Raw genomic sequence first — 21,531 nt, 5'->3', positions numbered from 1 at the left:
GCGAGTGATCAGTTTGATCCTGATAGTGATCCGACGCAGGATGATACCGTAGATGATAATGGAGATGGTATTGCCGATGATGATGAGGATAGTATAACAATTCCTCCTAGACAAGCCGATTTATCACTTACTAAAATTGTGGTAGATGGCGATACAACTCCTTTAATTGGATCAGAAATTACATTTGAAATTAGAGTGTTTAATGATGGGCCGCAAGACGCTACTGGTGTTGAAGTCCTTGACTTATTACCCTCAGGATATGACTTTATCTTATATAGTTCTACTGCGGGAGTCTATGATGAGACAACAGGTGTATGGCAAGTAGGTAATGTTCCTTCAGGAGAATCAGAAACATTATTAATCGATGTTTTGGTGAATCCTACTGGAGATTATCTAAATATTACTGAAGTTATAGCATCCGATGTTTTTGATATAGATTCTCAACCTAACAATGATGATGGAGATCAGAGTGAAGATGATGAAGATAGTGCTATTGTTACTCCAGTAGAAGCTATAGCGGATTTATCATTAACCAAAGTTGTTGTGGATGGAGATACTACTCCATTAATTGGATCTGAAATAACTTTCCAGATTACAATTACAAATGATGGTCCACAAGATGCCACGGGTGTAGAAGTAACTGATTTCCTTCCTTCGGGATATGATTTTGTTCTATTTAGTTCTACGGTTGGTGGATATAATGAGGCTACTGGGGTTTGGACTGTTGGTAATATTGCAAGTGGAACTTCCGAAACATTATTAATCGATGTTTTAGTAAATCCAACAGGAGATTACTTAAATATAGCTCAAGTAACTGCTTCTGATGTTTTAGATATAGATTCAAGTCCAAATAATGATGATGGTGATCAAAGCGAAGATGATGAAGATAGTGAGATTGTAACTCCTGTTGAGTCAATAGCTGATTTATCACTTGTGAAGACTGTAGTGGATGGTGATACTTCACCAAGAGTAGGAACTGAAATTACTTTTCAGATAACTGTTGCCAATGATGGACCTCAGGATGCGACTGGTGTAGAAGTTACCGATCTGTTGCCTTCAGGGTTTGATTTTGTGTTATTTAGTTCCTCAACAGGTAGTTATAATGAAACAACAGGTGTTTGGACCGTTGGGAATATAGCAAGTGGTACATCTGAAACCTTATTGATTGATGTTTTGGTGAACGGTTCTGGAGATTACTTAAATGTGGCAGAAATTTCAGCTTCTGATATTTTAGATCCCGATTCTGCTCCAGGAAATGATGATGGTGATCAGAGTGAAGATGATGAGGATAATCAATTAATTTCACCAGTTGATGCAATAGCTGATTTGTCTTTAGAAAAAACGGTTGTAGATAATGATATTACACCAAATGTTGGAGATGAGATTACGTTCCAGATTACGGTAACGAATAATGGACCTGATCCAGCGACCAATGTAGAAGTGGTTGATCAATTACCAGTTGGTTTTGACTTTATACTTTTTAGTGCTACTTCCGGAACCTATGATGAAACAACAGGTGTATGGGATGTAGGTACAGTTCCGAATGGAAGTACACAGACATTATTTATTGATGTCTTAATAAATTCTCCTTCTGGTACAACTGATGAATATATCAATGTCGCAGAAATTACTGCTAGTGATCAAATAGACCCTAATAGTACTCCTGGTAATGACGATCTTTCAGAAGACGATCAAGATGATATTCAGGTATTTGTAGAACAGGCAGATCTTAGTCTTGATAAATCAGTGAGTAATGTAAATGCTAATGTAGGAGAAGTTGTAACATTTACATTGCAAATTGATAATGCAGGACCTGATACAGCTACTGGTGTTGCTTTACAAGATATTCTACCTATTGGATACAGTAATATCACAAATATTAGTAATGGAGGAGTATTAACAGGGAATACGATTGACTGGACTGGATTAACTGTAACCACGGCAGGATTAACTATAACCTACGATGCTACTGTTAATATGCCAACACTAGAAGATGGAGAATATGTGAACATAGCACAGATAATCGCAAGTGATCAGTTTGATCCTACTAGTGATCCTAATAACGATGATGGTGATCAGAGTGAAGATGATGAAGATAGTGCATTCATAGAAACTCCGGTTGCAGATATTCAAGTGATCAAAACTGTAAGTGATCCTAATCCTGCTATTGGTGATATAATCACATTCACCATTACAGCAAATAATTTAGGCTCTCTAGATGCTACAACTGTAGAAATATTAGATCAGCTTCCTACGGGATATAGTTTTGAATCTTTTACAGCTACCTCAGGAACTTATAGCGAAGTATCTGGTATATGGTCAATTCCGATAGTAGCTGGTAATAGTTCTGAAGTACTAGAAATTACGGTAGAGGTTCTTGATGTAGATGATTATGTAAATATAGCTTCTCTTGTGTCATTGGATCAAATAGACGGCAATGAGGATAATGATGAGAGTCAAGTTACAATTGAAACGATTTGTTTAACTGTGTTTAATGAGTTTTCACCAAATAATGATGGTGTAAATGATCAATTCTATATCGATTGTATAGATAGATATCCCAACAATAAACTGACCATATATAACAGATGGGGAAATATCGTATATCAAAAAGATGGATATGATAACACATTTGATGGAACATCAAACGGTAGAGCCGTTTTATATACGGAGGATAAACTTCCAGTAGGAACTTATTACTACATTCTAGATTTAGGAGACGGTAATGAGCCAAAAGCTGGATGGTTATATATCAATAGATAAAAAACCTACCGATGAAAAAGAACAGTAAAATAGAAAATCTACTTTCGAAAAATTTGATAAAGACAATGAATATTGATATCAGAAAAAATATAGGGATTCTAATAGTATTTATATCCTTTGGAATGTATGCTCAGCAAGATCCGCAATTTACACAGTATATGTATAATACGATGAGTGTAAACTCCGCTTACGCAGGATCTCGAGGAAATCTTAGTGTTACAGGAATTCATCGTTCTCAATGGGTAGGAATTGATGGGGCGCCAAGAACACAAACCTTAACAGTCGATTCTCCTATAGGAAAAAAGGTAGGTCTAGGATTGTCGATTGTAAACGACCAAATAGGTCCTTCTGATGAGTTTTATGTTGATTTAAATTTTTCCTATACAATTCAAGCTTCTCAAACTCATAAATTATCTTTTGGAGTTAAAGGTGGAGGAAGGCTCTTTAGTCTAGATTGGACAAGAGGTCAATCTCAAAACCCAGATGTATTGTTTCAACAAAACATCGACAATAGGTTTTTGCCCACTGTTGGAGCCGGATTATATCTGCATGGTGAAAAAAGTTATTTAGGAATATCTATTCCAAACTTCTTTACAGATCAACATTATGATGATATTGAACAATCACTAGCCTCAGAACGATTACATTTTTTCTTAATAGGAGGATTGGTATTCGATATCAATGCAAATACCAAATTTAAACCTGCGTTTCTGTTAAAACATGTTGTGGGAGCTCCTTTAATAGTCGATTTATCAGCTAATTTTATGTTTTACGATAAATTTAGATTGGGAGCATCTTATCGTTGGGATGATTCATTCAGTGGTCTCGCGGGATTTCAAGTTTCCCCAGGATTGTTAATAGGATATGCTTATGATTACACTACTACCGAGTTACAACAGTTTACAACAGGTAGTCACGAAATTATGATACGTTTTGAATTGATATCAGCAGAAAAGAGATTAAAGTCACCTAGATTCTTCTAAAAAGTACTCAATAATGAAAAGAATTATTACTATACATATTTTATTGATTTTTTCAATTACAATTTCGGCTCAGAAAAAATATAAACGAGCAGATGATTTATTTTCTAAAATGTGGTATATACAGGCCGCTAAGGAATATGAAGCAGTTATTGATGAAGGAGATAATTCGATCGAAGTATTACAAAAAGCAGGAGATGCGTATTACTTTAATACTGATATGGAGAATGCTTTTAAATGGTATGATAAATTGATATCAGAGTATCCTAATGAAGTTAATCCAGAATATATTTTCAGATATGCGCATTCATTAGAAGGTTTAGGCGAATATAAATTAGCAAAGAAGTGGATGAAAAAATTTGCTAAAAAAACGAAAACCAATGATCCTCGTGCTACCAAATATGCACAAGAAGAAGTTACTATAGAAGATATTCTAGATATAGAGCCACAGTTCGTTCTTAGAAACCTTTCGATAAATACGGAGTATTCAGATTTTGGGCCAATGTATTACAGAGATAGTTTAGTGTATGCTTCTGCAATAGATTCGTCATATTATCACGAAAGAAAATATAGATGGAATGAGCAGCCTTTTCTTAATTTGTACTTAGGTAAAATGAATACATTAGAAAATGATGTTATAAAATCAGAGAATTTCTCTGAAACGATAAATACAAAATATCATGAAGCAACTGTTTCTTTTTCTGTAGATAATAACAAGGTTTATTTTACTCGTAACAACTTCAATGGAGATTTAGGAAGAGATGAAGAGGGGATTAATCATCTTAAGCTCTACAGTGCTGTTTTAGAAGAAGATAGAAAAGGAAATCAAATATGGACTGATATAAAAGAATTACCGTTTAATGGAGAAGATTACTCAGTAGGACATCCAGCAGTTAGCCCAGATGGAAAACAATTATATTTCGTGTCAGATATGCCTGGTTCGATTGGAGCTACCGATGTATTCGTAGTTGATATATTGGATAATGATGAATATTCTAAACCTAGAAATCTAGGGAATCAGATTAATACATATGGTAGAGAAATGTTCCCTTATATAACGGAAGAGAGGTTGTATTTTGCTTCAGATGGACATTTAGGACTTGGAGGATTAGATGTTTTTGAATCTAATTATGTGGTCAATAATTATTTTGAAACTCCTGTAAATTTGGGATCTCCACTTAATAGTAAATTAGATGATTTTGGATTCATAATAAGAGAAGATAAGAATACTGGATTTGTTTGTTCTAATAGAAAACAAGGAAAAGGAGATGATGATATTTATTCATTTGAAAGGATTCCTGTAGAAAAATGTGCTCAAAACGTCTATGGATATGTTTCCAACAATAAAACCGGTGAGCGAATTACGAATGTTAAGGTAGTATTGTTTTCTAACGGTGGAGAACAAATACAAGAAACTATCACAGACGTAAATGGAGATTATAATTTCGTTACACCAATTGATTGTGATGAAAAATATAAGGTCATTGCCCAAAAACAAGGGTATAGCCCAAATGATAAAGAATTTAAAACAGCTAGACAGACTGGTAAAACAGAAGTGCCGTTGGGTCTTGATACTGTAAGTGAACTAATTGTAGAAGAAAATGGTTTACTCAAAATTAAGATAGGAATAATCTATTTTGATTTAGATAAATCTTTTATAAGAAATGATGCAGCCATAGAACTTAATAAAATTGTTTTGTTAATGACCCAGTACCCTAATATGGTTATCAAAATTGAATCACATACAGATTCTAGGTCTCCTGATGATTATAATCTTGCCTTATCAGATCGAAGAGCTAAATCAACAAGAGAATATATTATTTCACAAGGAATTGAATCTAGTAGAATCGAAAGTGCGATAGGTTATGGAGAAACACAATTGATTAATAATTGTGGTAATGAAAATCCTTGTTCAGAAGCAGATCATCAACTTAATAGAAGGTCAGAATTTATTATCACTAAAATGTGATTTGATCTAATATTACAATGGTGAAAAACAAATAAAATAAAAAGAGCCGAATCATATGATTCGGCTCTTTTGCAGTGCGGGCGGAGAGACTCGAACTCTCACACCTCGCGGCACTAGATCCTAAGTCTAGCGTGTCTACCAATTCCACCACGCCCGCATTAAAACCTTTATAAAACTTAGGACTATTTATAAAAGCGAGTGCAAATATAAACAATACTTTTAAAATAAAAAGTCTCAGTAAATTTTTTTAGTACTTTTAGACAAAATTAATTCAATCCAATGCAAAATATTAAATCTTACGTTCAGGAACATAAAGAGCGTTTCATCAACGAGCTTCTTGAATTACTAAAAATACCATCTATTAGTGCAGATTCTGCATATAAGAATGATGTTATTAAGACTGCTGATGAAATTAAGAAGAGTCTAGAAAATGCAGGTTGTGATCTTGTAGAGATATGTGAAACTCCTGGATATCCTATAGTTTATGGCGAAAAGATAATAAACCCTGATCTTCCTACTGTTTTAGTATATGGTCACTATGATGTACAACCACCTGATCCAATTGACCTTTGGGATAGTCCACCTTTTGAACCAGTAATTAAAAAAACCGAATTACATCCAGAAGGCGCAATCTTTGCAAGAGGTTCTTGTGACGATAAAGGGCAAATGTATATGCATGTTAAGGCAATGGAACTCATGACTAAGACAGATCAACTTCCTTGTAATGTTAAGTTTATGATCGAAGGAGAAGAAGAAGTTGGAAGTAATAGCCTTGGCTGGTTTGTAGAAAGAAATCAAGAAAAATTATCGAACAATGTAATTCTTATTAGTGACACTGGGATGATTGCAAAAGATGTTCCTTCGATTACCACAGGATTAAGAGGGTTAAGTTATGTAGAGGTAGAGGTTACTGGACCCAACAGAGATTTACATAGTGGATTGTATGGAGGGGCGGTAGCAAATCCAATTAATATTTTGACCAAGATGATCGCTTCATTACACGATGAGGATAATCATATAACAATCCCAGGTTTTTATGATAAGGTAGAAAACCTTTCTATAGAAGAACGTGCAGAAATGTCAAAAGCACCATTCTCGTTAGATGCTTATAAAAAATCATTAGATATTAATGCTGTTTATGGAGAAGAAGGGTATACAACTAACGAACGTAATTCAATTCGTCCAACATTAGATGTAAATGGAATTTGGGGAGGATATACAGGAGAAGGAGCTAAGACGGTTATCGCAAGTAAAGCATACGCTAAGATCTCGATGCGTTTAGTGCCCAATCAAGATTGGAAAGAAATAACAGAACTCTTTAAGAATCATTTCGAAAGTATTGCACCAGAGGCAGTAACTGTAAAAGTTACTCCGCATCACGGAGGACAAGGATATGTAACTCCAATAGATAGCATAGGATATCAAGCAGCGAGCAAAGCATACCAAGATACATTTGGTAAAACTCCTATTCCGCAAAGAAGTGGAGGAAGTATTCCAATCGTTTCTTTATTCGAAAAAGAATTAAAGAGTAAGACAATTCTTATGGGGTTTGGATTAGATAGTGATGCGATTCATTCACCCAATGAACATTTTGGTGTTTGGAATTATCTAAAGGGTATAGAAACCATCCCGTTGTTTTATAAATATTTTACAGAATTATATAAATAACAAAGAATTTTTTAAGCTTATCTTTTAATTAAACCACTCATTTAGAGTGGTTTTTTTTGTTCTAAATAAAAAAATATTTGGAAATATAAATTTTTATTCTACATTTGTAGAGTTAATTCTAACAATGTAGAGCAATGCAATTATCTAAAGCCGAAGAACAATTAATGAAATACCTCTGGAAACTAGAAAAAGCTTTCATGAAAGACTTACTAGATGCTTTCCCAGAACCTAAACCGGCAACTACTACGGTCGCTACTTTATTAAAAAGAATGACCGACAAAGGATTTATAGATTATGCTTTATACGGAAAATCCAGAGAGTATTATCCACTGGTAAAAAAGACAGATTATTTTTCAAAGCATGTAAACGGTTTGATAAAGAATTTTTTTAACGATTCTGCATCCCAGTTTGCATCTTTTTTTACTTCTGAGACGAATTTGTCAACCTCAGAATTAGAAGAACTTAAAAAGATTGTAGATAAAGAACTTTTAAAGAAACAAAAATGATAACATATATAATTAAGTCATCCCTTTGTTTAATACTCCTATGGGGATTCTATAAGTTGTTTTTAGAAAAAGAAAATATTCATTTTGTAAAGAGGTTTTATTTGCTATTTAGTTTAATTTTTGCATTCATAATACCTTTAATTACTCTAACCTATCAGGTCGAAGTGACTGCCGAACCTGAGGTAGTTTCAGAAATAGCAACTCCTTTATTAGTAGAATCTAATATTGCTGTAGTAGATGAACCGATTAATTACCTTCAGATTGTTTTGTGGAGTATGTATGGGATTGGAGTTTTGATTTTTGGCTTTCGGTTTATCCGAAATATTACAAGTCTTTCTAAAAAAATTAGAACTAATGAAAGACTTGAAGAACGATCGCATATTAATGTTTTACTAAGTAATTCGATCGTTCCGCATACCTTTCTTAGCTATATTTTCGTGCCCAAGAAAGAATTTCAGGATAAAAAAATCCCTGAAGAAGTTTTACTTCATGAAAAAACACATGTATTACAAAAACATACATTAGATATACTGTTTGTAGAAATTCTACAAGTTTTATTTTGGTTTAATCCTTTATTTATTTTTATAAAAAGATCTATAAAGTTAAACCACGAGTTCCTTGCGGACCAAAATGTATTGAAACAACAATTTTCAATACAAAAATACTTTGATTTACTCGTTAATTACCCTGCTAGCTCTAATCAAGCTGTATTATCGAGTCCTATTAATTATTCATTAACAAAAAAACGATTACAGATGATGACTAAAGAATTTTCTAAAAAAAGAACAATACTTAAACTTACTAGTTTAGTACCTATTCTATTTTTATGCATACTATTTTTTAACAACCAAATAGTAGCTAAAGAAGTAGAGCAACCAATTGATGAAATTACGTATCCTGATGTTGAAGAATTAAATACGCTTGAAGAATCTTCAATTATTGTTTTAAAGGATAAAGAAGAAATTAGTGTTGCAAGTAAAGAACAAAATAGTGTTCAGGACGGAGTTACTAAGGAAATGGTAAAAGAATATGATGTGTGGGCAAAAAATATAAATGCCAAAATCAAAGGTAACAAACCGATTAACATCAAGCAGAGTGAGATTTATCGTATGATAGATATTTATAGGAAAATGACTGCTGAGCAGCGAAAAGGAGTGGAACAGTTTCCAGATATTCCACCGCCACCTCCAGTTCCAGAATCACCAAAAGTAATGAAGGGAGAAAAAAGCAATATTCCGCCACCACCACCTCCGCCAGCTCCAGAAGTAAAGAAAGGGGAGAAGAGTGATATACCTCCACCACCACCTCCTGCTCCTAAGGAGAAAGAATATGACAATAACAAATCCAAAAAATCGGAAAAGATAAAGACGGAAGATGGTTACGCAGAAATTTTGTTATCAGAAGAAGAAGATTGGACAGAAGAGGAAAAATCGGTTTTAAAGGCACAAGTACAAAGAGAATTGGCTAGAGAGCGAGCGGAACTTGCAAGAGAAAAAGCGGAAATTAGAAGAGAAGAAGCAATGGTAAGAGCAGAGGAGTCTAGAATGGGACAAGAAATAGCAATGCTTAGTCAAGAAGAAGCTAGACAAGCAGGAGAAAATGCTCGCGAGAATGCTATGATGAGTAGAGAAGCTGCTGAGAAAGCAAGAGCTATGGCTAGAGAAGCTGCACAAGAATCAAGAGAGCGATCAGAAAAATCAATGCGAAAGGCTGAAGTACAAGCTCGAAAAGCTGAGAAGGCAATGCGAAAAGAAGAAATGAAAGCCAGTAAAAGAGCACGTGAAGCAGAAATGGAAGCCCAAAAAGCGAGAATAGAAGCAGAGGTAGGTGCATATAAAGCAGAACTGGAAGCGCGAAAAGTAATTCGTAAAGCAGAAATGAATGCTCGCAAAGCAGAAATGGAAGCAGAAAAAAAAATGCGTAGGGCAGAAATGAACGCTATGCGAGCAGAGCAGAGAGCAGCGCGGATGGCAGAGAGCAATACGCCTGATAAACTAATAGAAAGAATGGCGAGAAATGATGCTGATTTCTACTATAATGGGAAACAAATTTCTCCTAAAGAAGCTCTTAAACTAGTAGAGGGTTCTAATAACAATATTTCTATAGATGCATCTACAACAAATGGTAAATCAACAGTAAAACTGAAAGATTGATCAAGAGCTTTAGATATTATAAATAATACAAATTATTTAAAACCTCACTTCGGTGAGGTTTTTTGCGCAACATTTATCTAGAAATCAACGTTATAAGTCTATTGTCAATCAAATACACCCTTAGATTATGTTAAAACGATTTTTTATTATGTGCTCGGGAGCAGATGCTGATATTTTGGCTGAAAGCTCTAATGGAGAACAAAACAAGTATGCCGGTATCGGTGCAACTGTATTTTTTACTGCGCTAATGGCTTTTTTAGCAGCTAGTTATGCTTTGTATACAGTGTTTGATAATTATTTTACTGCCGTTTTCTTTGGATTGGTATGGGGACTATTAATTTTTAACCTTGATCGATTTATAGTATCGACTATTAAGAAAAAAGAGAATTTTTTGGATGAACTTTTGCAGGCTTCTCCCAGAATTGTTTTAGCCGTAATTATTGCAGTCGTAATTTCTAAGCCTTTAGAATTAAAGATTTTTGAAAAAGAAATTGATCAGGTTCTTTTAGAACAAAAAAACGATCTAACACTTGCCAATCAGGAACAAATAGCTACGCAATATACTCCAATATTGGAAGGCATTGATGCTGAAATAGTAGCGGTAAAACAAGAAGTTAGTACCAAAGAAGAAGAAGTAAATGAACTGTACGAAACCTATATAGCAGAAGCTGAAGGTAGAAAAGGAACCGAATTAGTAGGTAAAGGTCCAGTGTATAAAGAAAAAAGAGAAAAACATGATGCAATGCTTGCTGAGCTTGTGGAGTTAAAAGAGACAAATGCAGAAAAAGTTGCTGGTTTGGAAATACAAAAAACAGAACTTGCTGCTGAGTACGATAAACAGATAGAAGCATCACAGCCAATAATTGATAATTTTGATGGATTAATGGCTCGAGTAAATGCACTTAATGAATTGCCTTGGCTACCTTCATTTTTTATATTTTTATTGTTTTTAGCTATAGAAACTTCTCCAATTTTTGCAAAGTTACTTTCTCCTAGAGGCGAATATGATTTTAAAATTGAAGATGTAGAAGGCGAAGTAAAAACCTGGACAGCGCAAAAAGCAGATCAGCGTAAAATTTTATTAGCAACGGATCATACAGTTAATGATAGAGTCTACAGCGATATTGCCGAAGAAGATGAATTGTATCAATATAAAAAGAAAATTGCTAGAGAATTGATGCAAAAACAACAAGATGCATTTTATAAAAAGCAAACTGATATATTATAAATCAAAGACCTGAGGGGTAGGTTATACCTTTCAGGTCGAATACTTGATTTTTAAAACCGTCGATCTGGATGAAATACGTTTAGATTTAACGATGGTTTTTTATCCGAAATAATTTCAGAAACTAGTTTTCCTGTTGCTGGGCCCATACTCCAACCCATCATTGCATGTCCGGTGGCAATGGTTAGATTTTTACATTTGTTGGATTTGCCAATATAAGCCATGCCATCTGGAGATACAGGTCGTAAACCACTGGCAGCGTCATTCTTTTCGTTATCAGTAAGAACAATATCAGGATAGTATGTATGAGCAGCTTTGGCAATAGCCTCAACCCTTACTTTGTTAATATTATGATTAATTCCAGCAATTTCCATAGTTCCTGCGAATCGAGTAAATCCTTTCATTGGAGTAATAGCAACTTTAGCCTCTGCTAAGATTGTCGGCATAGTAATACCTAAATTTCTATTAGAATTGATCCGATATCCTTTACCAGCTTCTAACAATAATTTAATTCCAAGTTTTTTACTTAATATTTTCGACCAAGAACCGGCTGCTAATACAAATTCATCAGCAGAATATGCCGTAGTTGTGCTTTTAATGGCAGTGATTTTTCCATTTTCTATTGTTAGGTCAGAAATTTTTTCATTTTTCGAAAAGATCACACCTTGTTTTAAAAGGTATTCTTTTATTTCTTCCATAAATAGATGAGGTGTTGTATGTCCATCACATTCATACAAAATAGCACCTTTAGCCTTGAATTGTACATTAGGTTCAATTTGCTTTAATTCGGAAAATGAGAGGTTTTTAACGGGTAATCCTTCTTTTTGCGCAAGTTCTCCTACACGGATCTCTTCTTCTAGCATAGAATCTGTCTGACAAAGCATTAATAACCCTTTTCGTTCTAAATGGAATTTAAACTGTTCTTGTTCTCTTATTTCAGAATAAAGATCTCTGCTTAGTAGATTTATATCTTTAATGGCAGAAATGCTACGAGCTACATTTTTTGAAGAACAAGATTTATTAAAAGCCCAAGACCATTTTAAAAATTCTTTATTAAGTCGAGGTTTTATGTATAAAGGGCTGGCTGGATTAAACATCCACTTAATTCCTTTCTTCATTACTCCAGGAGCTGCCAAAGGTATGATATGGCTAGGAGTTAGATATCCAGCATTTACATAAGAAGCTCCAAAATCCATAGATGACTGATCTATCACTGTTACTTTATGACCTTCCTTATGCAGATAATATGCAGAACAAAGACCGATTATTCCTCCTCCTATAACAATTACTTCCTTCATTTTTGAATCATAAATTTAAATTACCTGAAAACCGTGAGCATATGGGTCATCTTCATCATCGATAATGATGGTGTTGTATCCATAAATTTTTGCCCATCCTTGTATACTAGGAATAATAGCTTTTTGATTAGCAAGCTCGGTTTCTTCTTCTATTCTTCCAATAAATTTAGAACCGATATAACTTTCGTGTATAAAATCATCTCCCTTTTTCAGTTTTCCTTTTGCATATAATTGAGCCATTCTTGCCGAGGTTCCTGTGCCACAAGGAGAACGATCTATGGCCTTGTCACCATAAAAAACAGCATTTCTTCCTGAAGAGGTAGGGTCTAAAGGATCTCCCGTCCAAAGAATATGACTTACATTTCTAATGGTTTCGTTCTCTGGATGAACAAAATAGTTTGGGTATTTTTTATTAATTCGACCACGCAAAACCTGTGAATATTGAATCAACTTAGAAGCTGTAAAATTATGTATTCCACTAAAGTTTTTCTGAGGGTCTACAATTGCATAGTAATTACCTCCGTAAGCCACATCAAAAATAATTTCTCCAAGTTCTGGACAATCTATAGTTAAATCCTGATTAGCAAGATAGGATTTTACATTTTTCAGGCGAACCCATTCTACTTTTTTTCCAGACTGCTTATAGGTAATCTCAACTAAACCTGCAGGGGCTTCCATTCGTATTTTTCCTGGGGTTCTGGGTTGTATTAATCCTTCTTCGATAGCAATGGTAATAGTACCAATGGTTCCATGACCGCACATAGGTAAACAACCAGATGTTTCAATAAATAATATTGCAAAATCATTTGAAGAATCGCTGGGTTTAAATAAAAAACTACCGCTCATCATATCGTGCCCACGGGGTTCAAACATTAACCCTGTTCTTATCCAATCATATTCTTTTAGGAAATGTTGGCGTTTTTCGCTCATTGAATTTCCTTTAAGATTTGGATGTCCTGTAGTAACTACCCTAACTGGATTTCCGCAGGTATGAGCATCTATACATTTATAAACAGTTTTAGACATGATTAAATCTGATCATGAGTTTGTTTTCCATCTACTAATCGAGAAATATGTAAAGGGTTCTCGTTTTTAAGTTCATTTGGCAGTAAGTTATTTGGCCAGCTTTGATAACTAAATGGTCGTACCCAACGTTTAATAGAATGAATACCAACTGCTGTAAATCTACTATCCGTGGAAGCTGGATATGGACCACCATGGAGCATAGAAGGACACACTTCTACACCTGTAGGCACGCCATTAAAAATTATTCTTCCCACACGATTTTGTAATGCGTTTATTATGGGAGAATACATTTCAATTTCATCATCCTCACCAAGGATAGTTCCTGTAAGTTGCCCTTCTAGATTAGTAATTACAGTTTCTAATTCTTTTATATCCTCACATTGTACAACCATAGAAAATGGACCAAATACTTCTTGATGTAATGTAGTGTTTTCTAAAAATGTTTTTCCTTCTACGGTAGTTATAGTTTGTTTTGCGTGATTAACGGCTACGTCACTTTCGTAATTAGCAGTTATAATTAGGCCTTTTTGTTGTATCGCATTAGTTTTGTTTTTTTCATAGTTACCAATGATATTTGGATGTAGCATACAAGATGGTTCAATTTTTATAATTTCATCAGATAAAGTATTTATAAAATTATCAAGTGATTCACCTTTTATTCCTAGGAGTAAACCTGGGTTTGTACAAAACTGTCCAGTTCCTAGTGTAATTGATTGTGCATAGGTTTTCGCAAGGTCTGCTCCTTTAGAAGTTGTTGCTTTTGGTAAAAGAATAACAGGGTTTACACTTCCCATTTCTGCAAATACAGGTATTGGTTCTGACCGTTGTGATGCTAAGTCAAAAAGAGCTCTTCCTCCTTTTATACTTCCAGTAAATCCTACAGCTTTTACTTTTGGATGCTTAACCAGTTTAGTACCAACCTCGATTCCAGAGCTATTAAGATTAGAGAATACTCCATTAGGCATACCTGTTTTTTTAGCGGCGTTTATAATAGCCGAAGCTACTAGTTCTCCAGTTCCCGCATGCATAGGGTGCGATTTTACAATGACCGGACATCCAGCTGCTAATGCAGCAGCAGTATCTCCACCAGCTGTAGAATAAGCTAAAGGAAAATTACTAGCTCCAAAAACAACTACTGGCCCCAGAGGAACTAGCATTTTACGAATATCTTGTTTGGGGATCGGTTTGCGTTCTAGATTTGCTGTATCAATTGTAGCTTCTACCCAAGAACCATTAGCAACTAACTCCGCAAACATTCTTAACTGACCGATTGTTCTGCCGCGTTCTCCTTTTGCTCTTCCTTCTGGCAGTCCAGTTTCGGACATATATGTGTTAATAAGTGTTTGGTCTAGTTTCAAGATTTCGTCTGCGATAGTATTAAGAAACTCCGATTTTTTTAGACCAGACACTTTTTTAAATGATTCAAACGCATCTGCAGCTAGAGATATTGATTTTTCTATTTCCTCTGAAGAAGCTTCATGAAAAATAGTTTCATTTTCTAGATTTAGTTTAGAATTAAAAGTTTTATATGTTTTGGTACTTTCTGCTGAAAGTTGATTACCAATGTAGTTTTTACCGCTTATCATTAATGACAAATTAGTGAGTTAGTGTTATAATAATTTAATCTATAATAGGAGGATTTTATTCTCCTAGAATTGTTTGTGTTCTGTTAAGAAACCAAAGATTTGTAATTTGGTAGTACTGGTCTTGTTTTTAATCCATTTTCAATGACCTGTAAAACATTTTGACGTTCTTCTCCAATTAATGGAAGTCTTGGAGCTCTTACGTTTTCTGTTCCAATTCCGGTAGCAACCTCTGCTAGCTTAATGTTTTGTACTAATTTAGGATTTATATCTAACTCTAGCAATGGTAAAAACCAACGATAAATTTCTACTGCTTCTTTAATTCGTCCTGCTTTTTGTAGTTCGTAGATCGCTACTGTTTCCTTTGGAAATGCACAAACTAATCCAGCAACCCATCCATCTGCGCCCATTAGTAAGCTTTCTAGAGCCAGAGTATCTACACCACTTAGGATTTTTAATCGATCTCCAAATCTATTTTTTATACGTGTAACATTAGAAATATCTCTGGTGGATTCTTTTACTGCTTGTATGTTGTCAAATTTGATAAGTTCTTCGAACATATCTAACGTAACTTCAATTTTATAATCTACAGGATTATTATAGATCATAATGGGTAAATCAGTGTTTTTAGCTACTTCTTTAAAATAAACAACTGTTTCTCTATCTCCAGCTTTATATCGCATCGGAGGGAGCATCATAAGACCATTAGCGCCATCTTCTTCTGCTTTTTGAGCAGCTTCAATAGCACCTTTTGTGCTTTGTTCTGCAATATTGATAATAACAGGGACTTTGTCTTTAACAATTTCTACGGTAGTTTTTACGAGAGTACTTTTTTCCATATTGTTTAATGTACTTGCTTCTCCCAATGTTCCGCCCAAAATAATTCCATGAACACCAGCATTTAATTGTGCTTCGATATTAGTAGTAAACATTGATAAATCCAAAGTGTCTTCGTCTGTAAACTTTGTAGTAACTGCTGGCATAACGCCTTTCCAATCTATAGTCATTGCTTATAATTTTGGTTCAAATATATTGTCAATTTCATCAAGTGTATATTTCGAAATTATCTCATTATGATACTATATTATCGCATATTGTAATAATTTGCTTAATTATGATTAATATTGATGTAGATACTGCTATAAATGAAAGCCTTACCCTTTAAAATACCCAAATCTTCCACGGATACTTTAATTGTTCAAGAAGATAAGGAAATTGTCTTATATGATAAATTTCATCAGCACGAAGAAATACAAATTTCTATTATTATTTCTGGAGAAGGTAATTTAATAGTTGGTGATACAATTACGGATTACAAACCAAATGATATTTTGGTTTTTGGGAGTAATGTTCCGCATGTATTACAAAGCGCGCAATCTGATCAGAAATCTTATATGATTTCTCTTTTTTTTACGAAAGAATCCTTTGGTAAAGGGTTTTTTGACTTACCAGAGTTTGAGGGTTTAAATCACTTTTTTAAAAGCTCTGTATATGGGATTAAAGTGCTTTCACAAAAACAAAAGCTAAAAAAACAGTTTCTCAAAATTTTAGGAAAAGAAGATAGACTAGATCGTTTTATGGTTTTTCTGAAAATATTAAAACTTTTAAAAACGGTTAAAGTAGAAACAATATCTTCATTTATTTCTAAAAGAGCATATACAGATAATGAAGGAAAAAGAATGGCTACTGTTTTTCAAGTTGTAATGAATGAGTTTAACAGAGATTTTTCATTAAAAGAAGTGGCAAGCCTTGCTAATATGACACCAAATGCTTTTTGCCGATATTTTAAACAACGCACAAATAAAACATTTTTTCAATTTTTGATAGAGGTTCGAATTGAAAATGTCTGTAGACTTTTATCCAAAGGAACTGAAATAACGATATCGGAAGCATCGTATAATAGTGGTTTTAAGAATCTATCTAATTTTAATAGAAAGTTTAAAGAAATAAAAGGAGTTACTCCGTCTAAATACAAAAAGAGATTACACGATTCCCATTTTGTTTAGTAAAAAAGAAGCATTCATATTTTGACAAACACCATCTTTGAATTTATAATCAAAATATAACTCATCATTTATGATTTGCGCATCAAAAAATCTGTTTTTCACCTTATCTAATTCTGTCGCGATTTCGCATAGACTTAAATCGTGTGTTGCTATTATTCCGGTAGCTTGAGCATTGACTAGTTTTTCTACAAATTTTCGAGATCCAGCTGCTTTATCTTTACTATTTGTTCCTTTCAGAATTTCATCTAAAATAATAAAGTACTCATCGTCTTGTAGTGCATCCACAATTTTTTTAAGTTGTGTTAGCTCAGAAAAGAAATAAGAAGCATCATCACTTAGAGAATCCGAGGTTCTCATACTAGTGATTAACTTAATAGGTCGATATACACAGGATTGAGCACAAACAGGTAATCCAATATTAGACATTACAATTTGTAACGCTACAGTTCTAAGAAATGTACTCTTACCTGCCATATTAGCTCCGGTTATGATAAAAAATTCCTCTTTGTTGATTATAATATCATTATCAACCCGTTTTGCTGTTTTTAGCATTGGGTGTCCAAGTTCTTTAGCGTTAATGATGGTACCTTCTTTAATTAATTCTGGATATGTATAACCAGGATTGTTAAAAGCAAAATTCCCTAATGAGTTATAAGCGTCAAAAAAGGCAATAACCTCAAACCATTGATCTACTTTGTGATGATGCGTGGCAATCCATTTTTCTATACGATAGCATTGCATAATATCCCAGAGAAGAAGACCATTAGCAAAAACACCAAACATCATATTGTTTCTTTGGTCTAAAGCATTAAGAATACTTGCAAATTGTTTTAGTATGAGTGATGCCTTTTCTTTTTCGTTAATTACGTTCTGCTGTCTTTCCTGAAGCAAGGTTGAATCAAAACTGCTACTTTCAATTTTATCTACTAGTTTATAATATTGTTCGAAAGTATCTTTTACTTTATTTGCTTCATTGTATAAGCTATTGATTTTTTTTAGTTGAGATCCTGTTATTCCTAAACCAATAAAAAACCAAATTAAGAACATTTGGAAAGTAATAATTTCCAAGAATAATAATACCAGTAACACTACAGAAATAGATGAAATAATAGTAGGAAGAACCTTCATTATTTTAGGAACAAATGGGACATAGTTTTGTAACCACTGTCGAATTGTAGATACTGAAGCAGAAACATCAACAAGTGAGGCAATAGCACTAAATTCCTGTCGCCAAGTTGCTAGATTCCCCAAGTTTTTTATAGCTTCTTGTTTGTCATTGATGTTATTTATGTTATTACTTCTTAATAAATGTGCTAATTTGTTCTTTCCTGCTGCAGTGGCTGTTCTATTTGTATATTGAAAGAAAGATCTATCTCCAAATAAATCAATATCATGGCTATATTTATGAGAAGGGTCTATGAATTCTTTTCCTTTAGATAATTTACTGTAATCTCCACCAAAAACATCAATTTCTAATGTGTTAAGATCGATTAACTTCTGTAGTTTATTTTTTGTGTAAGATAAATTGGTATGGCGATTAACCATTACAATAAAAAGAGCAATTCCTATTACGATACTTCCAACAATAATCTGCGTATTTGGGTACCCAAAATAGATACCGGCTATGATACCTAAGAAGACAAAAAGTCTAATTGTACTAGAAAGAGTTAGTTGTTTTTTTACCTTTTTTAGAGATAGGCTATAAGTGTTTATTTGTGTGTTATAGAATTGTTGAGGATTATTCATTGTATGTTATAGAAATAGAGATATTGATAAAAAAATGAGTGTTTTTTATCATACTCTATTTTAGTTTTAATATTAAAGATTTTCTAATTCTTGCTTTACTTTTTTTGTTAAACCACTTACTACTAACGCATAAGAGTGATCTATTAATTCACATAACATATTAGTAGCTAAACTGCCAGAAAAGTTAACAGTATTCCAATGTTTTTTACTCATATGGTATCCCGGTTCGATTTCTGAGTGATATTCTCTTAGTTCAATAGCTTTATCAGGATCACATTTTAGATTTACACTAAAAGGATGTCTTTCTAATCCAGTTAGCGCAAACATTTTTCCCATTACCTTAAAAACTAAAGTAGTTTTATCAAATGGAAACTCTTCGGTTACTCCCTTCTTTGACAAACAATAATCTCTAAACCCTTCTATATTCATCGTGTAATATTGTTATCTATCATTTTACCCATAACCAGATCTGGATTGGGTAATGAATCAAACCCAAATTGCTTATATAATCCGTGAGCATCTGCTGTAGCTAGCATCCAGCGATGAACTTTTTGTAAGTCAGGATATTCCATAATTGTTTTGATTAGTATTTTCGAATACCCATTTCCTCTATGTTTTTCGATTATAAAAACATCCATTAGATATCCAAATACGGTATAATCAGTGAGCACTCTTGCAAAACCAATTTGCTCGTCGTTTATATAAACGCCAAAATTAAGACAATGTTCTATACTAGTTATTACTTCTTGTTTTGTTCTTCCTTTTGCCCAATAAGTATTGGTAAGAAATTGATGAATAAAATCAATGTCTAATTTTGATTTTTCTGTAGAGATAATAAGCTCCATCTTTTTTAGTTTAGGAGTTTTTGATCAGCATCATTATTGAGTTCTAAGGCAGAGTAGTCTAATGTCCATCCTATAGATTCTGCAACAGTTTCCATAAGTGAGATAACGGTAAGTAGTTCTTTTCCTGCAGATTCTATTAATCCACTTTCTGGGATTTTATCAATAATAAACTGTTTAGCTTCTTGATTTATATCTGTTAGGTCATTAGATGTCATAGGATTTAACCAACCTTCTTTTTTGTCATAATACTTAAAATCAGTTTCTATCGTAAGAAGTTTTGGTTTAGGGAACTGTGTTAGTATGATCTGTTTGTTTTTAGTATCACTCTCCATTTTTATTTTAGAAAGGTCAAAACCCACATGTGCTTTTGCATCAATTAGAATTAAAGCTTTTTTCTTTCCTCTAATGGTTTTAAAGAATTTTTCTTTTACACTTTCGTAGTGATAGATTTCTGCAAAATCACCTTCTACAGTAACAAGCTTACAAACACTTCTGATTTTTTCCATTAAGATAGTAGATTGTGTTTGTATGCCGGCTCTTTTTTTTACGATATTAAATCTGGCAAAAATAAAATATGCCAAAACAGAACCTATTAACAATCCAATAAATAATAATTCCATACTAATTCTTTTTACCTATCTCACCAAGGTGTGTAAATTTAAAACCTTTTTCATATTTAAGACCATATCCTAGAATTCTGTCGAAACAAGCATGCGAAAATAAAATAATTCCACAGAGTTGTACAAATTCGTTTGAATAGTATATTCCAACGAGGTAAATCAAAATAGCGAGGCCCTTGTGATGAAATAGATTATATGAAAAGGCGCCTATTTTATTATTAATCGCATATCCTAGCATTCCAATATCTGGAATCAAAAATAAAGCCAAGAATAACCACCAAGAAAAGGATAATAGGCTAAATAGATAAATTCCTAGCCCAAGCATAGCTAGCTCTTCTAACTGTAAAGTCGATTTCATGAGGATTCTAATATTTTATACAAAATTGGTTTACTAGGAGAAGCATCGTTTTCAAAAGAGGCAATCTGAAGGTTTAACATATAATCTCCATCTTTAATAACATTTTTCACAAATACCATTTCGGTAATGGTAGCATCAAATATTGTTCCTTTTGGATAGTTCCAAAAAGCTTTATGAGCTAATAATTTGCCATCATCTTTTTCTTTATCCACAGACGGTACATCGATTAAAAGGTGTTTTATTCCTAGTTCTCGGATATATATTGCTGCATCTTCTGATAAATAGGGCCAATTAGTATGAGAATGTTGTTTGCTAATTTTTTCATCCGAATTAGGAAGCGTTCTGATAACTAGAGCTTCCGTATTATAATGAATTAATTCTTGCAGCAGACTTTTCGTAATCACAGAATCTTCATCTTTTTTTTCTGGATTTATACTAATAAGTTCTGCGGTAAAAAAGAATTGTTTTAAGGTGTCATTGATACTATAGAACTCTGTTGTTATATGGCCAACACATTCGGTGTGCGTTCCGTGTCCGTGTGGGTTAAAATGGATATTATTAAAATTTGTAGAAGCACCTTCAGAAACTTTACCAATCCAATCTCCATCAGTAACGGGCTCAATTTTTGGAGCGGTTATATACCAGGCGTTTACATTATCAGAGGTTCCTCTTAATGTAATTGAAATATCTAGAGGTTTAGATAGATCTATTTTGTAAAAGCGTTTTTTATCTTGTATAGTAGTAATCATGAGGTTGTACTTATGCTAGTTTTTATATTTAAGAAA

Annotated in this window: 18 protein-coding genes and 1 tRNA gene; 8 read left to right on the top strand and 11 right to left on the bottom strand. The window is 33.5% G+C overall.

Annotated elements, in window-relative coordinates:
* The 3 genes from J8L88_RS08815 to J8L88_RS08805 all read left to right on the top strand — a co-directional run.
* Positions 1-2,763, top strand: a 2,763-nt coding sequence (locus tag J8L88_RS08815) for a gliding motility-associated C-terminal domain-containing protein (protein ID WP_211060544.1), incomplete at its 5' end; no start/stop codon positions are given.
* 65 nt (positions 2,764-2,828) lie between these two features.
* On the top strand, positions 2,829-3,746 hold the full coding sequence (locus J8L88_RS08810) for a type IX secretion system membrane protein PorP/SprF (RefSeq protein WP_027392949.1): 918 nt from the start codon (positions 2,829-2,831) through the stop codon (positions 3,744-3,746).
* Positions 3,747-3,759: 13 nt separating this feature from the next.
* Positions 3,760-5,712, top strand: coding sequence for an OmpA family protein (locus J8L88_RS08805; RefSeq protein ID WP_027392950.1), 1,953 nt, complete (start codon positions 3,760-3,762; stop codon positions 5,710-5,712).
* Between the two features lie 75 nt (positions 5,713-5,787).
* Here the strand turns inward: J8L88_RS08805 and J8L88_RS08800 are convergent.
* Positions 5,788-5,869, bottom strand: a tRNA-Leu gene (locus tag J8L88_RS08800).
* 122 nt (positions 5,870-5,991) lie between these two features.
* On the opposite strand from J8L88_RS08800, the gene J8L88_RS08795 reads away from it, so the two are divergent.
* The 4 genes from J8L88_RS08795 to J8L88_RS08780 all read left to right on the top strand — a co-directional run bounded on the left by J8L88_RS08795 (position 5,992) and on the right by J8L88_RS08780 (position 11,267).
* Positions 5,992-7,380, top strand: a complete 1,389-nt coding sequence (locus J8L88_RS08795) for a dipeptidase (RefSeq protein ID WP_211060543.1) — start codon at positions 5,992-5,994, stop codon at positions 7,378-7,380.
* 134 nt (positions 7,381-7,514) lie between these two features.
* On the top strand, positions 7,515-7,886 hold the full coding sequence (locus J8L88_RS08790) for a BlaI/MecI/CopY family transcriptional regulator (protein WP_211060542.1): 372 nt from the start codon (positions 7,515-7,517) through the stop codon (positions 7,884-7,886).
* Positions 7,883-10,039 carry a M56 family metallopeptidase gene (locus J8L88_RS08785; protein WP_211060541.1) on the top strand — a complete coding sequence of 719 codons (2,157 nt, stop codon included), beginning with the start codon at positions 7,883-7,885 and terminating at the stop codon, positions 10,037-10,039. Before J8L88_RS08790 ends, J8L88_RS08785 begins: the two co-directional genes overlap by 4 nt.
* A gap of 127 nt (positions 10,040-10,166) precedes the next feature.
* The gene (locus J8L88_RS08780; protein ID WP_211060540.1) at positions 10,167-11,267 is read left to right on the top strand and encodes a DUF4407 domain-containing protein; all 1,101 of its coding nucleotides are present in this window, start codon (positions 10,167-10,169) and stop codon (positions 11,265-11,267) included.
* Between the two features lie 50 nt (positions 11,268-11,317).
* Here the strand turns inward: J8L88_RS08780 and J8L88_RS08775 are convergent, their stop codons facing one another.
* The 4 genes from J8L88_RS08775 to J8L88_RS08760 all read right to left on the bottom strand — a co-directional run bounded on the left by J8L88_RS08775 (position 11,318) and on the right by J8L88_RS08760 (position 16,178).
* Positions 11,318-12,562 (bottom strand): FAD-binding oxidoreductase, encoded by a 1,245-nt coding sequence (locus J8L88_RS08775; protein ID WP_211060539.1) that lies wholly within the window; start codon positions 12,560-12,562, stop codon positions 11,318-11,320.
* Positions 12,563-12,577: 15 nt separating this feature from the next.
* Positions 12,578-13,588 (bottom strand): 4-hydroxyproline epimerase, encoded by a 1,011-nt coding sequence (locus J8L88_RS08770; protein ID WP_211060538.1) that lies wholly within the window; start codon positions 13,586-13,588, stop codon positions 12,578-12,580.
* A 2-nt stretch (positions 13,589-13,590) separates the two neighbouring features.
* A complete protein-coding gene (locus J8L88_RS08765) occupies positions 13,591-15,174 on the bottom strand; it encodes an aldehyde dehydrogenase (NADP(+)) (protein ID WP_211060537.1) in 1,584 nt (527 codons plus the stop codon).
* Positions 15,175-15,257: 83 nt separating this feature from the next.
* Positions 15,258-16,178 (bottom strand): dihydrodipicolinate synthase family protein, encoded by a 921-nt coding sequence (locus J8L88_RS08760; protein WP_027392990.1) that lies wholly within the window; start codon positions 16,176-16,178, stop codon positions 15,258-15,260.
* Positions 16,179-16,316: 138 nt separating this feature from the next.
* Here J8L88_RS08760 and J8L88_RS08755 point away from each other — a divergent pair, with 138 nt between their 5' ends.
* Positions 16,317-17,177, top strand: coding sequence for an AraC family transcriptional regulator (locus J8L88_RS08755; RefSeq protein WP_211060536.1), 861 nt, complete (start codon positions 16,317-16,319; stop codon positions 17,175-17,177).
* Here J8L88_RS08755 and J8L88_RS08750 read toward each other — a convergent pair.
* The 6 genes from J8L88_RS08750 to J8L88_RS08725 all read right to left on the bottom strand — a co-directional run bounded on the left by J8L88_RS08750 (position 17,154) and on the right by J8L88_RS08725 (position 21,495).
* Entirely contained in the window at positions 17,154-18,923 is a 1,770-nt protein-coding gene (locus J8L88_RS08750; RefSeq protein ID WP_211060535.1) for a DNA mismatch repair protein MutS, read from the bottom strand. The two genes, J8L88_RS08755 and J8L88_RS08750, sit on opposite strands and share 24 nt — an antisense overlap.
* 72 nt (positions 18,924-18,995) lie before the next feature.
* Positions 18,996-19,352 (bottom strand): MmcQ/YjbR family DNA-binding protein, encoded by a 357-nt coding sequence (locus J8L88_RS08745; RefSeq protein WP_027392993.1) that lies wholly within the window; start codon positions 19,350-19,352, stop codon positions 18,996-18,998.
* Complete coding sequence (locus J8L88_RS08740) at positions 19,349-19,768, bottom strand: GNAT family N-acetyltransferase (protein ID WP_027392994.1); 420 nt, start codon at positions 19,766-19,768, stop codon at positions 19,349-19,351. Before J8L88_RS08740 ends, J8L88_RS08745 begins: the two co-directional genes overlap by 4 nt.
* A 5-nt stretch (positions 19,769-19,773) precedes the next feature.
* Positions 19,774-20,388 (bottom strand): DUF4230 domain-containing protein, encoded by a 615-nt coding sequence (locus J8L88_RS08735; protein ID WP_027392995.1) that lies wholly within the window; start codon positions 20,386-20,388, stop codon positions 19,774-19,776.
* 1 nt (position 20,389) lies between these two features.
* Positions 20,390-20,746, bottom strand: coding sequence for a DUF4260 domain-containing protein (locus tag J8L88_RS08730; protein WP_027392996.1), 357 nt, complete (start codon positions 20,744-20,746; stop codon positions 20,390-20,392).
* Complete coding sequence (locus J8L88_RS08725) at positions 20,743-21,495, bottom strand: cyclase family protein (protein WP_211060534.1); 753 nt, start codon at positions 21,493-21,495, stop codon at positions 20,743-20,745. The genes J8L88_RS08730 and J8L88_RS08725 overlap by 4 nt, the downstream gene beginning before the upstream one ends.
* Positions 21,496-21,531: the final 36 nt, after the last annotated feature.

Origin of the sequence: Aquimarina sp. MMG015, assembly GCF_018100855.1 — a bacterium.
Taxonomy (GTDB): Bacteria; Bacteroidota; Bacteroidia; order Flavobacteriales; family Flavobacteriaceae; genus Aquimarina; species Aquimarina latercula.
The sequence above is the reverse complement of the archived record's forward strand: the minus strand, read 5'-3'. Positions and strand labels throughout refer to the sequence as shown.